The organism is Rhodoferax lacus (assembly GCF_003415675.1).
GTDB lineage: Bacteria > Pseudomonadota > Gammaproteobacteria > Burkholderiales > Burkholderiaceae_C > Allorhodoferax > Allorhodoferax lacus.
In genome coordinates, this window is sequence record NZ_QFZK01000006.1 from 212,477 (window position 1) to 234,657 (window position 22,181).

Genomic DNA, 22,181 nt, shown 5'->3' on the forward strand with positions numbered 1-22,181 from the left:
ACCCATGTTCAAACAAAAAATTGTTGTTGCTATGTTGGCCCTGTGTGCCAGCCTGGCCCAGGCCTCCGGGCTGGACAGCCTGGAGCAGTTCGTCAAGACCGCCAAAACCGGCCGCGCCGAATTCACCCAGGTGGTGACCGCTCCGGCCAAGGAAGGCCAGGCCGCACGCAGCAAAACCTCCAGCGGAACCTTCGAGTTCTCGCGCCCCAACCGCTTCCGGTTTATTTACCGCAAGCCGTTCGAGCAAACCATAGTCGCCGACGGCCAGACCCTGTGGCTGTATGACGTGGACCTGAACCAGGTGACCTCGCGCAAGCAGTCCTCCGTGCTGGCCTCCAGCCCGGCCGCACTCATCGCCTCGGCCGCTGACATCAAGGCCTTGCAAGCCGACTTTGTCCTGGCGGCAGCGCCCGACAAGGACGGCCTGGAATGGGTGCTGGCCAGCCCCAAGGCCAAGGAAGGCATGCTGCAGTCGGTGCGTGTGGGCTTCAAGGGCGCTGATTTGGCCGCACTGGAAATCGTGGACAGCTTTGGCCAGCGCTCGGTCATGAGCTTTGCCAGTCTGCGCGTCAACACGCCGCTGGAGGCTTCGGTGTTCCAGTTCAAACCGCCGCCCGGCGCGGACCTGATCCAGCAATAGCATTTCTGCCACCCTATGGCACAGGCACCGTCCAAGCACAAACCCGCGCACCAGCCTCTGGCCGAGCGCCTGCGCCCCAAGAACCTGGGCGAGGTGATAGGCCAGCAGCATTTGCTGGGCGAGGGCATGGCGCTGCGCCTGGCCTTTGAGTCGGGCCAGCCGCACAGTTGCATCCTGTGGGGGCCGCCGGGCACAGGCAAGACCACCATCGCGCGCCTGATGGCCGATGCCTTCGATGCGCAGTTCATCACCATCAGCGCCGTGCTGGGTGGTGTGAAGGACATCCGCGAGGCGGTGGAGCAGGCGCAAATTGCGCGTGACGGCCTGGAGCAGCGCCACACCATCGTGTTTGTGGACGAGGTGCACCGCTTCAACAAAAGCCAGCAGGATGCCTTCCTGCCGCATGTGGAAAGCGGCCTGTTCACTTTCATAGGCGCCACCACCGAGAACCCGTCCTTCGAGGTCAACTCGGCCCTGCTATCACGTGCTGCCGTGTATGTGCTGCAGCCGCTCAGTGCCGAAGACCTGCAGCACATTGTGGACAAGGCCCTGGCGCAAAGCGCCATTCCCCCGGTTGAAGCCGCAGCCGTGGACCGGCTGATTGCCTATGCTGATGGCGATGCCCGGCGCCTGCTCAACACCCTGGAGACCCTGGCCATTGCCGCCATGCAGGAGAAGACCGAGCAGATCACCGACATCTGGCTGCTCAAGGTGCTGGGTGAGCGCATGCGCCGCTACGACAAGGGTGGCGAACAGTTTTACGACACCATCTCGGCCCTGCACAAAAGCGTGCGCGGCTCGGACCCGGATGCCGCGCTGTACTGGTTTGTGCGCATGCTCGATGGCGGTGCCGACCCGCGCTACATGGCCAGGCGCCTGATCCGCATGGCCAGTGAAGACATCGGTCTGGCCGACCCGCGTGCCCTGCGCCTGGCGCTGGACGCCGCCGATGTGTATGAGCGCCTGGGCACGCCCGAGGGCGAACTGGCGCTAGCTGAATGCGTGGTCTACCTGGCCGTGGCGCCCAAGTCGAATGCGGTCTACAAGGCCTACAACGCGGCCAAAGCTTTCATCAAAAAGGACGGCACCCGGCCGGTGCCCATGCACCTGCGCAACGCGCCCACCAAGCTGATGAAGGAGCTCGACTACGGCAAGGGTTACCGCTACGCGCACGACGAGGAGGGCGGCTTCGCCGCCGGTGAGCAATACCTGCCGGACGGCCTGCAGGACCTGCGCCTGTACCAGCCGGTGGAGCGAGGACTGGAGATCCGCATTGCCGAGAAGATGCGCAATTTGCATGCCCTCAACGAAAAGAAACATAAGGGCGGCTAATGAGGCTTGAGAAGCGGCACCGCGAGGGTAAACCCCCCCGGAACGCCACCTGAATCGCCCCTTGGCGTCGGTACAATCCGCCACACCCAAGCGCCACGGAATCGTACGTGGCGAGTTTCTTGCTTAGGAAACTGGTAGAGCCCACAAGGCCGAGCCGCTTGTCAACAAAATGCAAAAACAGCTTGTTGGACCAGGCGCCGGCCACAAATCGGAGATAAGTTTTATGGATATATTGGTACAGCAGATCATCAACGGTCTGGTGCTGGGGAGCATGTATGCGCTCATTGCGCTCGGCTACACCATGGTGTACGGCATCATCAACCTGATCAACTTCGCCCACGGCGAGGTGATGATGGTCGGGGCCCTGACGAGTTGGACCATCATCGGCCTGATGCAGGAGTCCATGCCGGGTACACCGGGCGCCGTGATTCTGCTGATTGCCCTGGTGATCGCCTGTGTGGTGGCCGCCTCCCTCAATTTCGTGATCGAAAAAGTGGCCTACCGCCCACTGCGCAACAGCCCCAAGCTTGCGCCCCTGATCACCGCCATCGGCATGTCCATCCTGCTGCAAACGCTGGCCATGATCATCTGGAAGCCCAACTACAAGTCCTACCCCACCCTGTTGCCCAGCACGCCGATTGACGTCCTGGGCGCGGTGATCACCCCCACCCAGGTGATGATCCTGGGCGTGACCGCCGTGTCGCTGGCCTTGCTGATGTGGGTGGTCAACTACACCAAGCTGGGCCGTGCCATGCGGGCCACGGCAGAAAATCCCCGTGTGGCCGGCCTCATGGGTGTGAAGCCCGACATGGTGATCTCGGCCACCTTCATCATTGGCGCCATCCTGGCAGCCATTGCCGGCGTGATGTATGCCTCCAACTACGGCACGGCCCAACACGCCATGGGCTTCCTGCCTGGCCTCAAGGCCTTTACCGCAGCCGTGTTCGGCGGCATCGGCAACCTGGCTGGTGCAGTGGTGGGTGCGCTTCTGCTGGGCCTCATCGAGTCTATCGGTGCGGGTTACATCGGTGACCTCACCGGCGGCGTGCTGGGAAGCCATTACTCCGACATTTTTGCCTTCATCGTGCTCATCGTGGTGCTGACCTTGCGGCCCTCGGGCCTGCTGGGCGAACGCGTTGCAGACCGTGCCTGAGGAGCGACCGACATGACACAACAAAAGAAAATCCTCGCCTTTATCGCCACCGCCATTGCGCTGCTGGTGCTGCCGCTGATGCTGCAAAGCTTTGGCAATGCCTGGGTGCGCATTGCCGACATGGCCCTGCTCTATGTGCTGCTCTCGCTGGGCCTGAACATCGTGGTGGGCTATGCCGGTCTGCTGGACCTGGGCTATGTGGCCTTCTTCGCCATTGGCGCCTACGCCTACGGGCTGGGTGCCTCGCCCCACCTGGCAGAAACCTTCCCGGCCTTTGCAGCCATGTTCCCGGAGGGGCTGCACACGCCGTTGTGGGTGATCATTCCGGTGGGCGCGGGTATTGCGGGCCTGTTTGGCGTGCTGCTGGGCGCACCCACTTTGCGCCTGCGCGGTGACTACCTGGCCATCGTGACCCTGGGCTTTGGCGAAATCATCCGCGTGTTCCTGAACAACCTGGATGCGCCGGTCAACATCACCAACGGCCCCAAGGGCATCAACCAGATCGACTCGTTGCACTTCTTCGGCCTGGACCTGGGCAAGAAGCTGATGATCGGTGACTTTGTGGTGGCCTCGGTGACCCTGTACTACTACCTGTTCCTGGCCCTGGTGCTGGTCAGCATCGTGATCTGCCACCGTCTGGAGGTGTCCCGTGTGGGGCGCGCCTGGATGGCCATCCGTGAAGACGAAATCGCCGCCAAGGCCATGGGCATCAACACCCGCAACATGAAGCTGCTGGCCTTCGGCATGGGCGCCACCTTTGGCGGTGTGTCGGGTGTGATGTTTGGCGCCTTCCAGGGCTTCATCTCTCCGGAATCCTTCACGCTGATGGAGTCGGTGATGATTGTGGCCATGGTGGTGCTGGGTGGCGTGGGGCATCTGCCCGGCGTGATCCTGGGTGCGGTGCTGCTCTCGGCCCTGCCCGAAGTGCTGCGCTACGTGGCCGGCCCCCTGCAGGCCGCTACCGGCGGGCGCCTGGATGCCTCCATCCTGCGCCAGTTGCTGATTGCTTTGGCCATGATCTCCATCATGCTGATGCGTCCGCGCGGCCTGTGGCCCTCGCCCGAGCATGGCAAGTCCTTGCAGACGGCTAAATCCTGAAAGCACGGGGAAATAACAACATGACAGATACCGTATTGAACGTCTCCGGCGTTTCCAAGCGCTTCGGCGGCCTGCAGGCACTGAGCGACGTGGGCATCAACATCAAGCGTGGCCAGGTCTATGGGCTTATCGGGCCCAATGGCGCGGGCAAGACCACTTTCTTCAATGTGCTCACTGGCCTGTACACGCCGGACGGTGGCAGCTTTGAGCTGGCGGGCAAGCCCTACCAGCCCACTGCCGTGCACCTGGTGGCCAAGGCCGGCATTGCGCGCACCTTCCAGAACATCCGCCTGTTCTCCGAGATGACAGCGCTGGAGAACGTGATGGTGGGCCGCCACATTCGCACCCATTCGGGACTGCTGGGCGCCATGCTGCGCACCAAGAGCTTCAAGAAGGAAGAGGCCGAAATCGCCCAGCGCGCGCAGGAGCTGCTGGACTATGTGGGTATTGGCAAGTTCACCGACTACAAGGCCCGCACACTCAGCTACGGCGACCAGCGCCGCCTGGAGATTGCCCGCGCCCTGGCCACCGACCCGCAGCTCATCGCCCTGGACGAGCCCGCCGCCGGCATGAACGCCACCGAGAAGGTCATGCTGCGCGAGCTGATTGACCGCATCCGCAAGGACAACCGCACCATCCTGCTGATCGAGCACGATGTGAAGCTGGTGATGGGCCTGTGTGACCGCGTCACCGTGCTCGACTACGGCAAGCAGATCGCCGAAGGTACACCGGCCGATGTGCAGAAGAATGAAAAAGTGATTGAGGCCTATCTGGGCACCAGCGGGCACTAAGGTCACCAAGGACAGACATGACTACAAATACTTTACTCAAGGTCACGGGCCTGCAGGTGGCCTACGGCGGCATCCAGGCCGTCAAGGGCGTGGACTTCGAAGTGCACGAGGGCGAGCTGGTCTCGCTGATCGGCTCCAACGGTGCGGGCAAGACCACCACCATGAAGGCCATCACCGGCACCCTGCCCATCAAGGCCGGCGACATCCAGTACCTGGGCAAGAGCATCAAGGGCCAGGGCCCTTGGGATCTGGTCAAGCAGGGCCTGGCCATGGTGCCCGAAGGCCGCGGCGTGTTCACCCGCATGACCATCATCGAGAACCTGCAGATGGGTGCCTACATCCGCGACGACAAGGCCGACATCCTGGCCGACATCGACAAGGTCTTCACCATCTTCCCGCGCCTGAAAGAGCGGCGCGACCAGCTTTCGGGCACCATGTCCGGCGGCGAGCAGCAGATGCTGGCCATGGGCCGCGCGCTCATGAGCCGCCCCAAGGTGCTGCTGCTCGACGAGCCCTCCATGGGCCTCTCTCCCATCATGGTGGACAAGATCTTCGAGGTCATCAAGGACGTATACGCGCAGGGCGTGACGGTGCTGCTGGTGGAGCAAAACGCCAGCCGTGCCTTGGGCATTGCCAACCGCGGCTATGTGATGGAGTCCGGCATTGTGACCATGGGCGGTGATGCCAAGGAAATGCTCAACGACCCCAAGGTGCGCGCGGCTTACCTCGGCGAATAAGCAGTCGCATCCAGAGACCAGCCACCCGGGGCCCGCCCTGGGTGGCTTTTTTTATTGCTTGTCGGCTTCCGAGGTGAAAGCGTCGGCAAAGAAGTTGTCTTCTGGCAGGCCGGCACTGGCGCAAAAATCCCTCTTGGCCGAGTCCACCACAATCGGGGCCCCGCAGGCATAGACCTGGTGGGCCGACAGGTCCGCATGGTCTTGCAGCACGGCCTTGTGGACAAAGCCGGTGCGCCCGTTCCAGGCATCTTCTGGCAGGGCGTCGGACACTACCGGAACATAGCTCAGCCAGGAGTTGGCGGCGGCGAAGTCACGCACCCAGGCGTCCATGTACAAGTCGCCCGGACGGCGGCCACCCCAGTACAGTGTGCTCGGGCGCGTGATGCCTTTTTGCTGCATGTTTTCCAGCAAGGCCTTGATGGGTGCAAAGCCGGTGCCTGATGCCAGCAGGACGATGGGAGCGTCCGAATCTTCGCGCAGGAAGAAGGAGCCAAACGGTCCTTCGATGCGCAGAATGTCTTTTTCCTTCATGCTGCCAAACACCAGGTCGGTGAACTTGCCGCCTGGCATGTGGCGTATGTGCAGTTCCACTTGTGCGCCTTCGGTTGGTGCATTGGCCATGGAGTAGCTGCGCCGCGCGCCGTCGCGCAGCAGGAACTCAATGTACTGGCCAGCGCGGAACACAAAGGCATCGTTGGCCGGCAGTTGCAGCTTCATCAGTACCACATCGGCAGATTTTTTTTCCAGGCTGGCAACCCGCACCGGCATCTTCTTGATGGGCAGCGCGCCGGCCTCGGTCACTTGGCGCGACTCCAGTAGCAAGTCGCTCTGCGGCACGGCGCAGCAGGTCAGGATCAGGCCAGCTGCAGCTTCTTCAGCGGTGAGTGCCTTTTCCTGGTGCGCTCCGTGCACCACCGTGCCCGAGAGCATCTTGCATTTGCAGCTGCCGCACGCGCCATCCTTGCAGCCGTAGGGCAGGCCGATGCCCTGGCGTATGCCGGCGGGCAGGATGGCCTCATCGCGGTCCACCGTGAAGGTGCGGCCGCTGGGTTGAACGGTGACCGAGTAGCTGGTGGTGCCTGCGGCGTTTGTCGTCATCTTTTTGGGTATCCTGTGAGCTGTATTCTTTTAGCAGCCTTCCATTGTGCCTTCAAACCAAACCCCCCTCGGTGCACTGCCCGCACGCTTCAGACGCCAGCGTGTGCTCATTGTGGGCTGCGGTGACGTGGGTCTGCGCGTAGCTGCTGGCCTGGTCCCTCGCACCCGCGTGCTGGCACTGACGTCTTCTGCCAGCCGTGTGCAGGCGCTGCGCGAGCAGGGCATCGTGCCGCTGCTTGGCAATCTGGACCGGGCCAACACGCTGTCACGCGTGGCGGGACTGGCCACCCGCGTGGTCTATCTGGCCCCACCCCCATCCGAGGGATGGACCGATCCGCGCATACGCAATCTGTTGCGCGCCTTGCGCCTGCGGGGTGCACCGGTGCAATTGGTCTATGGCTCCACCAGCGGTGTCTATGGGGACTGTGGCGGGGCCTGGGTGGATGAGACCCGCAGCAGCCAGGCCATCACGCCCCGCGCGCACCGGCGGGTGGATGCGGAAGCGCAGGTGCGCTTCTTTGGCCGCTCGGCCGGGGCCAGTGTGCAGCTGCTGCGCATCCCCGGCATTTACGCCAAGGACCGCGATGGAGGCACGCCGCGCGAGCGCCTGCACAAAGGCACGCCGGTGCTGTGTGCCCAGGACGATGTGTTTACCAACCACATCCAGGCCGATGACCTGGCGCGTGCCTGCATTGCTTCCCTTTGGAAGGGGCGGCCACAGCGCCGCTACAACATCAGCGATGACACGGTGCTCAAGATGGGCGACTACTTTGATCTGGCCGCCGACCTGTACCAGTTGCCCCGGCCACCGCGCGTGGCACGCGATAGCGCCAATCAGCAGTTGCCCGTGATGCTGCTGAGCTTCATGAGTGAATCGCGCCGCCTGGTGAACCGGCGCATGAAGCAGGAGCTGGGCTTGCGCCTGCGCTACCCGACGGTGGCCGAAGGTCTGCGGTAAAGCAGCATCAGCTTCCACACCAGCCAGCTGGTGCCCATAGTGACGGGGAAGGCCCACAGCACGTCGCTCAGCCAGTGGGCCACGTCGGCCATGCGGGCAAAGCCGATCACAAGCCCTGAGGCCACACCAACGGCCGCCCACACGCGCTGGCGCCTGCGGTGCACCAGACCGATGGAGACCAGAAACACGCCACAGGCCACGTGGCCGCTGACAAACGAGCAGTTGGCATCGCACTGGTTGGTCATCACCGCTGCGCGGCTGAAGGTTTGCGTGCCGCCAAAGGCCTGCACCTGGTAGGGGCGGGCGCGCTGCCAGTTGTCCTTGAAGCCCCAGTTCACCACGGCGCCTGGGCCCAGAATGCCCGCCACCACCACAAAGGCAAGCGCCATGCGCCAGCCCTTCCAGCGCTCCATGAACAGGCTGGCCACCCAGCCCATGAAGGCGATCAGCAGGAAGTAGCGAAACACGGTGGGTATCTGCGCATTGATCCACACCACCCACCACCAGCCACCGGCTGGTATGGCGGCCTGTGGTCCGACAAACAGGGCGGCGGCCTGCAGGTCCAGTGTCGTCCACAGTGTGGGCACCAGCGCTGCCAGCAAAAACAGGGCAATGACCCCGATAAAAAGCCTGGGCGTGTCCGTAGCAGGTGTCGCAGGCTGGAGGGGGTCGGTCATGGGCTGGTGGCAGTCGTTGCGGAGAAGGTAAGAATCACAAGGGCTATGCTAACCTGCCTCACCATTCCAAAAGGGCCACCCTATCCGTGTTACCTCTCTGGCTTGTCCATTACCGGCGTGAAAACCTGTCCAGCGATATCGTGGCGGGCGCCATTCTTGCCATTCTGGTCATTCCCCAAAGTCTGGCCTATGCGTTGCTGGCCGGCCTTCCGCCGCAGGTCGGCCTGTATGCCAGCATCCTGCCCGTAATTGCCTACATCTGGCTGGGCAGCAGCAGCCTGCAGGCCCTGGGGCCGGTGGCCATCACCTCCATCATGACCTATGCGGTGCTCAGCCCGTTGATGGCGCCTGGCAGCCCGCAGTACATCACCATGGCGGCTGGCCTGTGCCTGTTGTCAGGCCTGATGACCATGGCCTTTGGCTTTCTGCGCCTGGGCTTTTTGTCGCAGTTGCTCAGTCGCCCGGTGGTCAGCGGCTTCATATCCGGTTCGGCCGTGCTGATCATCATCAGCCAGCTCAAATTTCTGCTGGGTGTGCAGGCCACAGGCAGCAACAGCTGGCAGTCCTTGCTGTCGCTGCTGGAGCATGTGCAGCAGACCAATCCGGTCACCCTGACGCTGGGCATCAGCGCCTTGCTGTGGCTGATGCTTTCGCGTTACGGCCTGGTGCCGCTGGCCAGCCGTCTGGGCTGGAACACCAAACGGGCCGAGGTCTGGGTGCGTGTCATGCCCCTGGTGGTGCTGGCCACGGCCAGTGTGGCCATGGTGGCGCTGGAACTTGATACGCGGCACCAGGTGGCCGTGGTGGGCGCCATCAAGGAGGGGCTGGGCGGCATTCATTTCTTCCTGCCTGGCCTGGATGATTTGCGCACACTGTTTGCGCCCGCCCTCATCATGGCTTTTATAGGCACGGTGCAGAACATCACCATGGGTCAGGCGCTGGCTGCCAAGTACCGCGAGCGTCTGGAGCCCAACCGCGAACTGGTAGGCCTGGGTGCGGCCAATGTGGTGGCCGCCTTTTACAGTGGCATGCCCGTGGGCGGCGGCTTGTCACGCACGGCCATCAACCTGGCGGCCGGTGCGCGCACACCCATGGCCAGTCTGTCGGCTGCGATCAGCATGCTGCTGATCGTGCTGGCGGGCACCCACTGGTTTGCACGTTTGCCATTGGCGGTGCTGGCAGCCAGCATTGTGGTGGCCGCCATCAGCATGATTGACCTGAAAGCCTTTGTGCAGGCCTGGAACTATGACCGTGCCGATGCGCTGGCCCTGTTGGGCGCTGCGGCCGGGGTGCTGCTGCTGGGGCTGGAGCTGGGCATAGCCACCGGCATTCTCCTGTCCCTGGTGACCCTGCTGGTGCGGGCCAGTACGCCGCATATTGCCGTGATTGGCCGCATCGTGGGCACCGAGCACTTCCGCAACGTGGAGCGCCATGGTGTGGAGACCATTCCGGGCGCACTGTTTCTGCGCATTGATGAAAGTCTGTTCTTCGGCAACCTGAATGCGGTTGAGGCGCGGCTGTCTGCAGAGCTGATGAAAGACGCGCGCATTTGTGATCTGGTGCTGATCATGAGTGCAGTGAACCGGGTGGACACCACGGCCATGGAAGCCTTGACCGATGTGAACCGCGATCTCAGTGCGCGCGGCATACGCCTGCACCTGGCCGAAGTCAAAGGACCGGTGCAAGACCGCCTGCTGCATTCACCGCTGTGGAAAGCCCTCTCGGGCAAGGTGCACATGTCGGTCAACAGTGCGTTCGAAACCTTGGCGGCCGAACGGCGGGTGGATACCGGCCTCTACGTTATTTAGTGCCAGTGCCAGTTCGTGGGCGCAGTCGCTCTGCAGCCCATTGGGTAATCGCATCGAGGTGAAAAGGTTTGCTGAAAAAGCCGTCTGCACCTTTGGCCATGGCCAGTGCACGGTCGCCCGGGTCGGCGCGGCTGGTGACCATGGCCACCAAGATGTCTTTGGTTTGCGGGTCGCTTTTCAACCGGTCCAGCAGGTCCAGGCCTTCATTGGCACTGGGCATCATGATGTCCAGAAAGATGATCTCAGGCTTGTTGCGCTGTATCGCCGATAAGGCCGCCGCACTGTCCTGCGCCTCGCACACACTGAAATGACGACTCAAAGCCATTCCCAGCAATTTACGAATCATGGGGTTGTCATCGACGACGAGAATTTGAGTCATAAGTTTCCTGACTCAAGTATCAACGATAAAGTGCGGCAAGTCGCCGACCTGAGGGGTGTCCCGCCTGCACCAGCGGACACTGGTGCATGCAGATGTGCGCCGGTGCGGCGCGCAGTTTGTTAGGGGTTGGCGTCGCTGGCCTTGCGCAGGATGCCGTAGAGCTGGTCTTTGAGCAGCAGCTTTTCTTTTTTCAGCGCCTCGATGGCCTCATGGCTTGCCACCTCGATGCGGGATTCCATGTTTTTGATCTTCTGGTCCAGATCATTGTGTTGGTCAAACAGGCGGCCAAAATGGTGGTCGCTGGTTTTGAGGCGGGTAATCAGGTCACGGTATTCTGGGAACATGAAGAAACTCCTGTGGATAAGCGGGTGTTGTAATTGTGCGCGCTTGAGAAGCTTGAAACCATGGCTTGAAGCCGTGGTGCCGGGGCCGGAATCACAAACTAAACGCCAGCCCGCATGGATACTAGGTTCCCTTGAACCAAGCCATGAAGGTACCGTCAAAAATACCGTCAATTTTGAAAGTGACCCAAATGTGGCGTTTTAGACACTGAATTTTGATTTACCTTCCGCTCTCGGCTTGCGCCTTTCAAGCATACACGCCTGCGCCCCGCTCGGGGTAGCTCTCGTACACGTGCTCAAACACCGCCGAGCACTTTTCCCGGTACACCTCTGGAGTGTAGGCTCTTGGCAATCCTGAATCCAGCGTGTCTTCAATGGTCAACTTCAACTGCGATCGAGCCGTAGACTTCTGCCGCCAGTTCAGCACCAGCAGTTCCTTGAGCCGCGCCAGCAACTCCCTAGCAACCTTCTTAACCTCCGCCCGCTCCTCGGCGCCCAGCTCGGGTGAGGGTCTGGTCAAAATGTCAAAAATCACCAATTCTTCCTCGCTCATGTTCTCCCGCACATGGCGGTGCTCCTCGTCGTTGAGGCTGTTGCTCAGCTCCAGCAGTTCCTGGTACAGCGCCTCAATGGTCCGGCTGCCTGCGTTGTAGCTCTCAATCAGCTCCTCGAACTTTTCCGAGAAGTCTGCGCGAGTGCGGTTGAGTTCCACCATCTTTTCCAGCTTGGCACGGATGGCAGCCTTCAACACTTCCAGGTCGGTGTTCTTGTGCTTGGACTGGCTGAAGCGCTGCGCCAGCGCCTCGAAGTTGATTTTGGAGAGGTCCAGCGCCGGTGGCCCCTGCTCGCGGATGGCATGGCCGGTGATAGAGGCGTCCAGCAAGTCGTTGATGCCGCTCAGCACCGTGGAAATATCCGGTGGGTTCGGATTCAGCTTGGCGCGTATGGCTTCGGCAATGGTCGATAGGCAGGCCACGCGGCTAGCGAATTCCAAGGCAGAAGGGTCGGGCTTGACGGCCTTGTAGAGCGTGGAGACAAGCCGCTCATGGCCAAAGAAGTCACGGCGCAAGGGGTCGGGCGAAATCAAGGCGTTCAGGGCATCGGCCACAGCCTGCAACCGCTCCAGGCTACCGCCTGCAAGTTCCTCCATAGCGGCCAGCATCACGCCCTTTGCAGCGCAAAACGTGGTGGCGTCCATGACAGAGCGCCGAAGTTCTGCCACCAGTTGCGCCTTGTCCCGTACCGGGCTGGTGCCGTCCTTGCCCGCACCGTAAATTGCCAGCGCCTTTTCCAGCGACGCGAACACATTCGCATAGTCCACGATCAGGCCGCTGTGCTTGCCGGGGAACACCCGGTTGGCCCTGGCAATGGTCTGCATCAACGTGTGGTTGCGCATGGGCTTATCCAGGTACACCGTGGAACAGCTTGGCGCATCAAAGCCGGTCAGCCACATGGCGCAGACAAACACCAGCCGCACCGGGTCTTGGGTGTCCTTGAACTTTTCGTCCAGGCCGGGGTTGGACTCGTTCATGCGCTTGCGGTGCACGGCTATGTCCAGGCCCCGCTCCTGCATCTGCTGGATTTCGTTCTGGCCAGGTGACACGATCACAGCCATGTCGGTGGTGTTCAGCACCGATAGGCGTTGCTTCAGCTCGGCCGTGCGGGCCTCTCGTTGCGCCAGCTCGGCACTCATTCCATCAACAACTGGCAGATAGGCCAGTTGCCCCAGCTCCTTCTCCACCAGCGCGGTTTCCACCAGCCAATGCTGCCGCACCTTGTCGTACATGCGCAGCGCGGTGGCCTTGTCGATGGACACCACCATGGCCTTGCCCACAAAGCCCCGGCCCAGAAAGTGCCGCACGATGTCTTTTGCCACCGTGTCAAGGCGGTCGTCACGGGTAATCAGGTGGTACTGCCGCCCCAACTCGCGCTCCAGCTTGGCCTCCTGCTCGGGGTCCAGGTCGGCGCTTTCAATCAGTTGGTAGATGTCGTCATTCAGGTCGGGGTTAACCAGTTGCAGCTCGGGTGTGCGATTCTCATAGAACAGCGGCACAGTGGCGCCATCTTCGATGGACTGCTGGAAGTCGTAGATGGACACATAGTCGCCAAACACTTCCTTGGTGCGCTCTTCCCCTGCTATCAGCGGAGTGCCGGTAAAGGCCATGAACATGGCACGGGGCAAGGCCGCGCGCATGTTCAACGCCAGTGTGTCGTACTGGCTGCGGTGCGCCTCGTCGGTCAGCACAATCACATCCGAGCGGTCGCACAACAACTCTGGCGACTGGAACTTGTGCACCAGCGTAAACACATAGCGGTGGTTTCCACGCAGCAGCTCACGCAAGTCGGCGCCGCTGCTGGCATGGCACGCATCGCCCTCGGCATCGCTGACGGCACCCACGGTCTTGAAGGTCTTGGCAATCTGCTCGTCCAACTCCACGCGGTCGGTCACCACCACAAAGGTCCAGTTGCCCACCAATTTGCGCAGCACCTTCTGGGCAAAGAACACCATGGAAAAACTCTTGCCGCTGCCCTGTGTCTGCCAGAACACGCCCCCGCGCCCGTGGCCCAGCTTGCGTGCCTCCAGCATGGACGATATGGCGTTGTTGACACCCAGGTACTGGTGGTTCTGCGCAATGATCTTGACCAGCCCGGCCTTGTGTTCCGAAAACAGTGTGAAGTTTTCCACTACGTCCAGCAGGCGCGAGCGGTCACAGGTGCCGCGCAACATCACCTCCAGGGAGACTCGGCGTGGCTCGTCCTCGCGAGCAATGCGCTTCCACTCCACCCAACGGCCCCAGTCTGCCGTGAGCGAGCCCACGCGACTGTCCGTGCCATTGGAGGCAATCATCAGCGCGTTGAACCAGAACAGATTGGGTATCTGCTGCTTGTAGTGGGTCAGGTTTTCATCGAAGGCGGCGCGTGCGGGCACCCCTGGCTTTTTGAGTTCAATCACCACCCAGGGCAGGCCATTCACAAAGCCCACCAGATCGGGGCGGCAGGTGTAGAGCGCACCCGTCACGCTGAACTGGCTCACCAGCAGGAAATCGTTATTCTCTGGCTGGTCCCAGTCCGCCACGCGCAGGCGCTCCGTCTTCTGCCCGCCGTGCTCCAGGTCGGGCACAGAGACGGTGATGCCTTCTTTCAGAAGCCGGTACACCTCGCGGTTGGCGGCTTCCAGCAACATGGCCGAGCGGTCACGGCTGATTTCGTCTATGGCGTTGTTGATGGCCTCGGCAGGCAAGGCGGAGTTTAGACGTTCCAAGGCTTTGCGCAGGCGCGTTGCCAGCACCACTTCGCCCTTGGTCTCACGCCCCAAGGTGCCAGCGGCGCCAAAGGTCTCTTCCATTGCCGACACCGTTTGCCAGCCTAGGTCGGCAAACAGGCCAATGGCGGGTTGCTCGACCAACTGGTCTTCGGTGTAGGCGCGAGGACTCATGGTCTATGTTGCCTCGACCTCGATTTGGCCTGAAAGCAGGCGCGGTAGAAGCAGGTCACGGGTTCGGCGGATATTTTCGATTTGGCGCTGAAGCGTAAGGATGCCATCAAAGAAAGGTGCGGTGACCTTTGAAAACCGATGCACAAGCTCATCCTGGGGTTTCAAGCATTCGAAATTTCTCAGCAAAACTTGGCTAATATTTTGCTGGGCAGCTCCTAGCCGCATACCTATGATCTTCTCTCGATTAACCAATAATGTGAGGTAGGCAAACTCCCGCCCATAGGAATTGAGTTTCGAGAGAACTGCGCAACATGCTTGGTTGGTTGCCGCAGCTTGGGAAAGGATAGCCAGCTTGCCAATCGTCGCCCCGTAAAGCGCAACCAAAACCGTGTTCGCAGGAAATACCTTCGCCGATGATTCCAAAATAGCACGTTCAGTGATTCGCTCTTCTGTTGAAAGTACAAAACCGTCGAGTAACTCTTGGCTCTTTACCCAAGCAATAGAGCCTTCCATGAAGTATTCGGGCCGCGCTCGACTTGGTGTTCCTCCCGAGCCAGTGTTGTAGAGATCACCGAACTTCACAACTGACCACCCTTCCGGAATCTCCCCCAAGGCAGAAGCCACGCGCGGATGACCTTCATGCCCAGGAAAGCGGAAGTGGACGAACCACTCGCGGTAAAGCCCACGGGCCATAGACTCCAGAATTTTGATGCGCCGCTGGCTGTTTTCGATCAGTTCGTCGTAGGTGGCGAGGATGTCTGCTATGCGTTGCTGCGTTTTAAGCGTTGGGGTATTGAAGTCAAATGAAAGTAACTTATCGACGCTCAAATTGTCCTGCGTCGTTCCGCGTGAAATGCTCTGCATTTGCAGCTTGAGCGTGTCTAGGTAGTACTTAACAAAACGCACATCAGCTTTTTTAGGATCGGGAATGAATCCAACCACGCTGTCAGGAAAGCACCCTTTGACACCCAGGATTGCGTTCTCTGCAATATTGGCAGCAATGGTGATGCACAGCGTTCCCGGCTCCCAAAGTTTGCTCTGCGCAAGACCATCTTCACTATAGGTTTGCGTAAATTCAGTGAGATGAAAACCCGCAGCTTTGATGTCCCCCGTCTGAAAAAAAGGATAAGGACCACCATAGAGGTGCGCAGCGTTGCGCGGTCGGTGTCGGGACTTGCCGCGACCTACGGAACCCAGTTCGTCAAGTTTGTGCGGCTTCCATTCCTTGTTGTTCATGCTCAAGATCCCAGGATTCCAGCGACATTCTCGGCAATCGTCTTCTCCAGTTCCCGCGCCTGAGCGTTAAGCACTTCCAACTCTTCATTCAATGCAACAAGCTGCTCATTGAAATCCTCGTCGCTAACGTCTTCACCCGGGGCAACGCCCACATACCGACCGGGGTTCAACGACCAGCCCTGAGCTTCAATCTCTTGCAGCGTTGCCGCTTTGCACAGTCCGGCCACGTCTGCATAGGCAGGCTTTTCGCCAAACACTTCCCTGATCTTGGCCGCAGCGGCATCGCCGCCAAACCCTTTATCCAAGGCTTCGTGACGGTACAGACGTACGACATTGGCGATGAACCCAATTTGGGCATCACTCCAGTTTTTGTGAGCCCTATCCACCTGCCGATAAATGTGGCGGGCGTCGATGAACAGCACGTTGTCTGCGCGTTTGGTCATGGCCTTGCCCTTGTCCAGAAACCATAGCGTGCAAGGCAGCGTGACGGTGTAGAACATATTGGGACCGACGGCCACCATCACGTCCACAGCCCTGGCCTCGATCAGTTGCTGGCGCAGCGCCTGTTCCGAGCTGCGTGCATCCGATGCGGAATTCGCCATGACAAAACCAGCTCGGCCCATGGCGTTCAGTGACGAGTAGAAAAGCTGAATCCATAGGTAGTTGGCGTTGTCCGTGCGCGGCAGGCCAAAGGGAAAGCGTCGGCCTGCGCCCACCATGTCGGACAGTCGCTCCTTGTCTACCGCATTGACATTGAAGGGCGGGTTCGCCAGCACAAAGTCGAACTGGCCGGTCGCGTTATGCGGGTCGTCGTAGTAGCTGTTGACGTTTCCGCCATGCCGAATCATGCCTTCCAGGCCATGTACCGCCAGATTGAGGCGGCACAGGCGCCCGGTCTCATCCGTCTTTTCGACACCGCAGATAGACAGTTCGGCGGCAGGGTTCTTCTGGTGCTCGGCCACAAAGCGAGCCGACTGCACAAACATGCCGCCGGAGCCACAGGCCGGGTCCAGAATGCGGCCATGGAAGGGCTCGATGATTTCTGCTAGCAGGCGAACGATGCTGGACGGCGTGTAGAACTCGCCGCCACCTTGCCCCTCAGTCATCGCAAACTCGCCCAGGAAGTACTCGTAAATGCGCCCAAAGGCGTCGTAGTCCAGCGTGGCCGGTATCTCGGACACCTTCTTGAGCAGTTCCTTGAGCAGGGTGCTGGTGAACAGGTTGAAGGTCTTGGGCAGCACACCGGCCAGCGTCGGGTTGTGCAGCTCGATCTCGCGCATGGCGGCGTTCACCTTGGCGCCGATGTTCGCGGACTCCGGCAGGGTCAGCAGGAAGTCAAACCGCGCCTCGGGGCTGAGGTACAGCACGCTCTCTGCCTGGTAGGCCGCTGGCTCATCGACACGGCTGCCACGGCGGGACGAACTGCCTGCGGCCTCTAGCTTGGCACGCTGGATGACAAAGCGCACCTCGGCAAAGCGCAGGAAAATGAGCCCGAGGATGGGGCCTGAGTACTCTTGGGGTTTGAGGCCGGAATTGGCGCGAAACTGGTCGGCGGCGTCCCACAGGCGCTTTTCAAGCGTGACAGTGGCCGAGTCCTTCTCTGATGGTGCAATCCATTGCATCGATTTCTGCTTTCCTGCTATGAATAAGCATCATAGACTGCGGTAAGTGATTTTCAAGAAGGCAAACGGGTTATTCGATTTGTCGCTCTACTTCTGCAATCAACTTGGATGCCTTCACATCAAGGGCGGAAGCAAGTTTGAAGATCGTCGTGATGGTGGGTTGGTTCTGACCCGTTTCAATCAGGGAAATGAAATTGCGCTGCACGCCTGATTCCAACCCCAATTGCTCCTGGCTCATACCAGCATCCAGCCGATGCTTGCGCAGGGCAAGGCCAAAGGCGGCGTGTGGAGGCAATGAACTGATTCCCGACATATGGGGAAATGGTCCAATTTCTTGTAGGATCGGTCATCCCGATATATGGTGAATATTGTCATATGGGGGCCAGGAGTCAGTTTCTTGGGAGGTGATATGCCAAACGGTGAAGCTAAGTGAGCAAATCTGTGCCCGAGGCCTGGGTCCGGCGCGGGGCTATGGAGGATTTAGTTATCCTTGCCCGCCTGTATGACGCGATGAAGCCAGAAACGTGGGGGAAGTTCATGGCCGACCTCGAAGCCAGACACAATTCGCCGAACGTAGCCGACGTGCTGCGACCAATTGAACACGATGGTTCAATTGCAGCACTTGTCAGATTCTTGGAGTGGTACGCGGAAAGCACAGATAGGCTAACCATCATGACGGTTGCGGTTCATTGCTTGGCGTCCCAGCGCTTGGTCACAGGAGCCGTTACAACACTATCTCACGACGATGTTCACGAATGGCTGTCCGAAGTGGCAGAAAGCGAATTTCCTCTAGATGACGAAATCCGAACTTTAATGGGATTCGTATCTGACAGACACTGCGATGGTTACAGGCCGTTGCTTGTTGACGGGTGGCTCGATGCAGTACTTTGCACGTCTGATGGCGAATACGATAAAGCGGAAAGTATCTACATCAACTACGAATACACGCGCTCCACAGACCTGCTTGGATATGACATGCCAGCTCCAGCCCAATTCTTGCAAGTTCGAGTCGAAAAGCAAGACTTCAGCGTTTTTGATTTTGAAACGGGTTGGCACCTGGATCAAGATGCGTATGACCAGGAATGTCGCCATCAATGCATATTGAAGTTCACTTCGTACGTTGGTTGGTGGCGCAGTCGGTTTCTTGAGTGTGTTCTATCTGACGAATCAGTTGTTTGGAGACCGTCGTCAGCCAGCCCCACAGATTCTCGAACGCTTGCAGACTTTTCGGAAGAAAGCCTTGAAGCAATTATTGACGCTGCTATGACGGATTGCAGCGACGGTGGGCAAGAAAGTATTCACACTGGATTGGACCGTACATCGATACTGGATACTATTCCCGGAATCGCTCCGCTGCTTGATGAACTGAGCCGCGCACTATCGGAAAGCGCAACGACCCCCAATGAAATGGGGCCTCAGGCCTAGCAAGAAGCCATAACAATCCTACGTGAGCGCTCACAGCAATGCCTTTGGAAGGGAATGTTATCCATGACCAGCAACATGACCGAGCGCGAAATCAACGAGCCTGAAAACATAAAGTCACTTGGAGCGGTTCCAAGTGAGAAACCAATATCCCTGTTGAGCCTGATACCTGATACTTTTGAAGGTCATCTGCAAATGTCGACATGCGACCCGACGACGCTGACGCGGGACCAGCGCCGGGCGCTGGTACTGCACGAAAAGCTAGTCTTGCGAAGGAACAGGCAGGTTGGCGCAATCTTGCGTGCGATCGCTTGCATAAGTCCCTCCTGGACGGAAGAGCGCGCGCAGAAGAGCCGGGACTACTGGACCGACTCTGCGAAGCTAATGCCCGGCATGACGGTGCAGGAAATGAGGGCCTCACTCGAGCAACGCCTGAGAGAGTCAACGATCATGACTCCGGAGAAGATTGCTTGGAAAGCTGCGTATTCCACGCGATGGCGGACACGATTCCATGCTGATGGCGGACAGCGTTCCAGCGTCATCGCGGACACCGTTCCACGGTGATGGCGGACAGCATTCCATTTTGAAGGCGGACACCCAGCAGTGTCCTGAGTGACCCAAACGAGGCGTAGGCTGCCCGGTTTTTTGACCGGAACCCAGCTATGCCCACACCAAGGGTCACCATGAGCAAGATACGACACACATTGCAGCTGCTGCACAGCGGCAACCTCAGCCAGCGCCAGATTGGCGCCGCACTGGGCATCTCCAAATCCACGGTCAGCGAGATTGCCAGCTACACCCGCGCCGCCGGGCTGGACTGGGAACAGGCCCAGCACTTGAGCGACGAGGAACTACAAGCCCGGCTCTACCGGCCACCGGTGGCACGCCAGTCCCGCCACCTGGAGCCCGATTACACCCACCTGCACGGCGAACTCAAACGCCCCGGCGTCACCCTGCAATTGCTTTGGGAGGAGTACCAGCAGCAACACCAGGGAGCGGCCTACAAGTACAGCGCTTTCTGTGAGAAGTACCAACAATGGGCCAAGCGTCTCAAGCGCTCCATGCGCCAGATACATGAGGCAGGCGACAAGCTCTTCGTGGACTACGCCGGGCAGACGGTGCCGGTAGTTGACGCCAGCACTGGCGAGATTGCACAGGCCCAGGTATTCGTGGCCGTGCTGGGCGCATCCAACTTCACTTACGCCTGCGCCACGCCCACGCAGAAGGCAACCGACTGGGTGGCCAGCATCATTGCCACCCTGGAATTCATCGGCGGCGTGCCGCGCCTGCTGGTGCCCGACCAACCGCGTGCGCTTATGGCCCGACCGGACCGCTACGAGCCCACCAGCCACCGCTTGCTCGAAGAACTCTCGCAGCACTACAACCTGGCCGTGCTGCCGGCACGCCCGGCCAAACCCCGCGACAAGCCCAAGGTGGAAGTGGCGGTGCAGGTGGTGGAGCGCTGGATTCTGGCGCGCTTGCGCCACCAGCGCTTCTTCAGCCTGGGCGCGCTGAACAAAGCAATTGCGGCCTTGCTGCAGGACCTGAACCAACGCCCGTTCAAGAAGCTGCCAGGCTGCCGCTCCAGTGCGTTCGCCAGCCTGGACCAGCCTGCCCTCAAGCCCTTGCCGGCCACGCGCATGGCCATCGCCCGCTTCAAGCCGGCGCGGGTCAATATCGACTACCACGTCGAGCTCGACGGCCACTACTACTCGGTTCCTCACCGCCTGGTGGGTGAGATGGTGGAGTTGCGCATCACCGCCACCACGGTCGAGGCGGTGCATGGCCAGAACCGCGTGGCCGCCCACGCATTGAACCCGCGCAGCGGTGCGCACACCACCACGCCCGAACACATGCCCGCCTCGCACCGGGCGCACCTGCAGTGGACACCGGCCAAGCTCATTGCCTGGGCCGAGCGCATTGGTGCCGCCACAGCCGACGTGGTGCGCTGGCAGATGGAGCACCGCGCCCACCCGGAGCAGGGTTACCGCTCCTGCTTGGGACTCATGCGTCTGGGCCGTGAGTACGGCCACGACCGACTGGAAGCCGCTTGTGCCCGTGCCCAGTCGATTCGTGCCCCGCACTACAAGAGCATCGCCTCCATCCTCAGTTGCGGGCTGGACCAGCGCTCCATCGAAACGCCCATCCCCACCCAAGCCAGCCTGCCGTTGCACGAGAACGTGCGTGGCCCGGACTACTACCACTGACCACACCCGAAACACAAGGAACAAACATGCTCAACGAACACACCCTGCAACAACTGCGCGCCTTGCGCCTGGACGGCATGGCCGCCGCCTTGACCGACCCGGCAAGCCAAATCGCTGTCGCTGAATTGCCCTTTGAACAGCGCCTGGCCCTGCTGGTGCAACGGGAGGTTGACTGGCGCGACAGCAAGCGCTTGGAGCGCCTGTTGAAGGCCGCCCGTCTGAAGGTCTCTTCGGCCTGCCTGGAGGACATTGACTGGAGAAGCAACCGTGGGCTCAGCCGGGAAGTTATTGGTGCTCTGGCCAACGGTGACTGGCTGCGCCACGGCCACAACGTGCTGCTGACTGGGGCTACCGGCTGCGGCAAGACTTGGCTGGCATGTGCCTTGGGCCAGCAAGCCGCCAGACTGGGATTCTCCGTGCTGTACGCCCGTGCACCACGCTTGCTGGAGGAGTTGCATGTGGCGCATGGTGATGGCAGCTTTGCGCGGCGACTGACCCAGTTAGCCAAGCTGGACCTGTTGATATTGGATGACTTCGCCATTGCCCCCATCGCCGCGCACGAACGCAATGATTTGCTGGAATTGCTGGATGACCGGGTGGGTAGTCGAGCCACGCTCATCACCAGTCAGCTGCCGGTAACGGCCTGGCACGCATGGCTCGATGAACCCACCCTGGCCGATGCCATCCTGGACCGCATCGTGCACGGTTCCCACAAGATGGCTCTGAAGGGCGAGTCCATGAGAAAACTTGCCAAGGCAGCCTAAAACCTTCCGCAAGCGGGCCGTTCCAAGGCCATCGCGGACAGTTGGGATAGGATTGCCACCGTCACTCAGGACACCAGCGCAGGGTGTCCGCCATCGCTTGGAATGCTGTCCGCGATGAACGTGGAATCACTGTCCGCCATCAATGGAATGCGCAGAAAGCCCCCAATTGGCGTCCTTCGCCTACCAACAGCCACGATGATTGACCGGACATAGGTCTTGAGTCCACAGGATTTCGTGGCCAACTCGATAGCAAGTTGCAAGTTGCAGGTTGCAGGTTGCAGGTTGCAGGTTAAGTTACACCGCAGAGCGCGACGCATCCATGCGCAAGGCCCTGGACCGCGTGATGTCCTCACAGTGTTGATTCCAAATGAAGGTTGGGCCAAAAAAGTAGGAATTCCAGTCGAAAACTGAGCCACGTTATCCACAATCCTTGCTTCATTTTTGAGCAGGGGTGATTAGGAGTGATAGACGTGGGAACCCTC

20 protein-coding genes are annotated in these 22,181 nt (G+C 60.3%); 12 read left to right on the forward strand and 8 right to left on the reverse strand.

What is annotated here, in order from left to right; all coding sequences use genetic code 11:
- The first annotated feature begins 4 nt into the window (after positions 1–4).
- From lolA to DIC66_RS12270, 6 genes are all read left to right on the forward strand, one after another.
- A complete protein-coding gene (gene lolA / locus DIC66_RS12245) occupies positions 5–640 on the forward strand; it encodes an outer membrane lipoprotein periplasmic chaperone LolA (protein WP_117177537.1) in 636 nt (211 codons plus the stop codon).
- Between the two features lie 15 nt (positions 641–655).
- Positions 656–1,972, forward strand: coding sequence for a replication-associated recombination protein A (locus DIC66_RS12250; RefSeq protein ID WP_117177539.1), 1,317 nt, complete (start codon positions 656–658; stop codon positions 1,970–1,972).
- Positions 1,973–2,195: 223 nt separating this feature from the next.
- Positions 2,196–3,125 (forward strand): branched-chain amino acid ABC transporter permease, encoded by a 930-nt coding sequence (locus tag DIC66_RS12255; protein WP_117177541.1) that lies wholly within the window; start codon positions 2,196–2,198, stop codon positions 3,123–3,125.
- A 12-nt stretch (positions 3,126–3,137) separates the two neighbouring features.
- Positions 3,138–4,223, forward strand: a complete 1,086-nt coding sequence (locus DIC66_RS12260; RefSeq protein ID WP_117177544.1) for a branched-chain amino acid ABC transporter permease — start codon at positions 3,138–3,140, stop codon at positions 4,221–4,223.
- 20 nt (positions 4,224–4,243) lie between these two features.
- A complete protein-coding gene (locus DIC66_RS12265; RefSeq protein WP_117177546.1) occupies positions 4,244–5,014 on the forward strand; it encodes an ABC transporter ATP-binding protein in 771 nt (256 codons plus the stop codon).
- A gap of 17 nt (positions 5,015–5,031) precedes the next feature.
- Positions 5,032–5,751, forward strand: a complete 720-nt coding sequence (locus DIC66_RS12270; RefSeq protein ID WP_117177548.1) for an ABC transporter ATP-binding protein — start codon at positions 5,032–5,034, stop codon at positions 5,749–5,751.
- Between the two features lie 51 nt (positions 5,752–5,802).
- Here the strand turns inward: DIC66_RS12270 and DIC66_RS12275 are convergent, their stop codons facing one another.
- On the reverse strand, positions 5,803–6,849 hold the full coding sequence (locus tag DIC66_RS12275; RefSeq protein WP_117177550.1) for a CDP-6-deoxy-delta-3,4-glucoseen reductase: 1,047 nt from the start codon (positions 6,847–6,849) through the stop codon (positions 5,803–5,805).
- A 46-nt stretch (positions 6,850–6,895) separates the two neighbouring features.
- Here DIC66_RS12275 and DIC66_RS12280 point away from each other — a divergent pair, with 46 nt between their 5' ends.
- On the forward strand, positions 6,896–7,807 hold the full coding sequence (locus DIC66_RS12280) for an NAD-dependent epimerase/dehydratase family protein (protein ID WP_117177552.1): 912 nt from the start codon (positions 6,896–6,898) through the stop codon (positions 7,805–7,807).
- Here the strand turns inward: DIC66_RS12280 and DIC66_RS12285 are convergent.
- The gene (locus DIC66_RS12285; protein WP_117177555.1) at positions 7,777–8,484 is read right to left on the reverse strand and encodes a phosphatase PAP2 family protein; all 708 of its coding nucleotides are present in this window, start codon (positions 8,482–8,484) and stop codon (positions 7,777–7,779) included. The genes DIC66_RS12280 and DIC66_RS12285 overlap by 31 nt on opposite strands.
- Positions 8,485–8,570: 86 nt before the next feature.
- Here DIC66_RS12285 and DIC66_RS12290 point away from each other — a divergent pair, with 86 nt between their 5' ends.
- Positions 8,571–10,292 carry a SulP family inorganic anion transporter gene (locus DIC66_RS12290; protein WP_233505894.1) on the forward strand — a complete coding sequence of 574 codons (1,722 nt, stop codon included), beginning with the start codon at positions 8,571–8,573 and terminating at the stop codon, positions 10,290–10,292.
- Here the strand turns inward: DIC66_RS12290 and DIC66_RS12295 are convergent.
- The 6 genes from DIC66_RS12295 to DIC66_RS12320 all read right to left on the reverse strand — a co-directional run bounded on the left by DIC66_RS12295 (position 10,285) and on the right by DIC66_RS12320 (position 17,619).
- Entirely contained in the window at positions 10,285–10,671 is a 387-nt protein-coding gene (locus tag DIC66_RS12295; RefSeq protein ID WP_117177557.1) for a response regulator, read from the reverse strand. The genes DIC66_RS12290 and DIC66_RS12295 overlap by 8 nt on opposite strands.
- Before the next feature lie 119 nt (positions 10,672–10,790).
- Positions 10,791–11,015 carry an HP1242/YdcH family protein gene (locus DIC66_RS12300; RefSeq protein WP_117177559.1) on the reverse strand — a complete coding sequence of 75 codons (225 nt, stop codon included), beginning with the start codon at positions 11,013–11,015 and terminating at the stop codon, positions 10,791–10,793.
- 244 nt (positions 11,016–11,259) lie between these two features.
- Positions 11,260–14,448 (reverse strand): type I restriction endonuclease subunit R, encoded by a 3,189-nt coding sequence (locus DIC66_RS12305; protein WP_117177561.1) that lies wholly within the window; start codon positions 14,446–14,448, stop codon positions 11,260–11,262.
- 3 nt (positions 14,449–14,451) lie between these two features.
- Positions 14,452–15,684, reverse strand: a complete 1,233-nt coding sequence (locus DIC66_RS12310) for a restriction endonuclease subunit S (RefSeq protein WP_117177563.1) — start codon at positions 15,682–15,684, stop codon at positions 14,452–14,454.
- A 2-nt stretch (positions 15,685–15,686) separates the two neighbouring features.
- On the reverse strand, positions 15,687–17,306 hold the full coding sequence (locus tag DIC66_RS12315; protein WP_117177565.1) for a class I SAM-dependent DNA methyltransferase: 1,620 nt from the start codon (positions 17,304–17,306) through the stop codon (positions 15,687–15,689).
- A 70-nt stretch (positions 17,307–17,376) separates the two neighbouring features.
- Entirely contained in the window at positions 17,377–17,619 is a 243-nt protein-coding gene (locus DIC66_RS12320) for a helix-turn-helix domain-containing protein (protein WP_117177567.1), read from the reverse strand.
- Positions 17,620–17,735: 116 nt separating this feature from the next.
- On the opposite strand from DIC66_RS12320, the gene DIC66_RS12325 reads away from it, so the two are divergent.
- The 4 genes from DIC66_RS12325 (at position 17,736) to istB (ending at position 21,699) form a co-directional block, all read left to right on the forward strand.
- Entirely contained in the window at positions 17,736–18,731 is a 996-nt protein-coding gene (locus DIC66_RS12325) for a hypothetical protein (protein ID WP_117177569.1), read from the forward strand.
- 63 nt (positions 18,732–18,794) lie between these two features.
- Positions 18,795–19,292 carry a hypothetical protein gene (locus DIC66_RS12330; RefSeq protein WP_147321301.1) on the forward strand — a complete coding sequence of 166 codons (498 nt, stop codon included), beginning with the start codon at positions 18,795–18,797 and terminating at the stop codon, positions 19,290–19,292.
- Between the two features lie 98 nt (positions 19,293–19,390).
- Positions 19,391–20,935: an IS21 family transposase gene (gene istA, locus DIC66_RS12335; protein ID WP_117177573.1), complete on the forward strand. Its 1,545-nt coding sequence runs from the start codon at positions 19,391–19,393 to the stop codon at positions 20,933–20,935.
- A gap of 26 nt (positions 20,936–20,961) precedes the next feature.
- Complete coding sequence (gene istB, locus DIC66_RS12340) at positions 20,962–21,699, forward strand: IS21-like element helper ATPase IstB (protein ID WP_117177575.1); 738 nt, start codon at positions 20,962–20,964, stop codon at positions 21,697–21,699.
- The last annotated feature ends 482 nt before the right edge of the window (positions 21,700–22,181 follow it).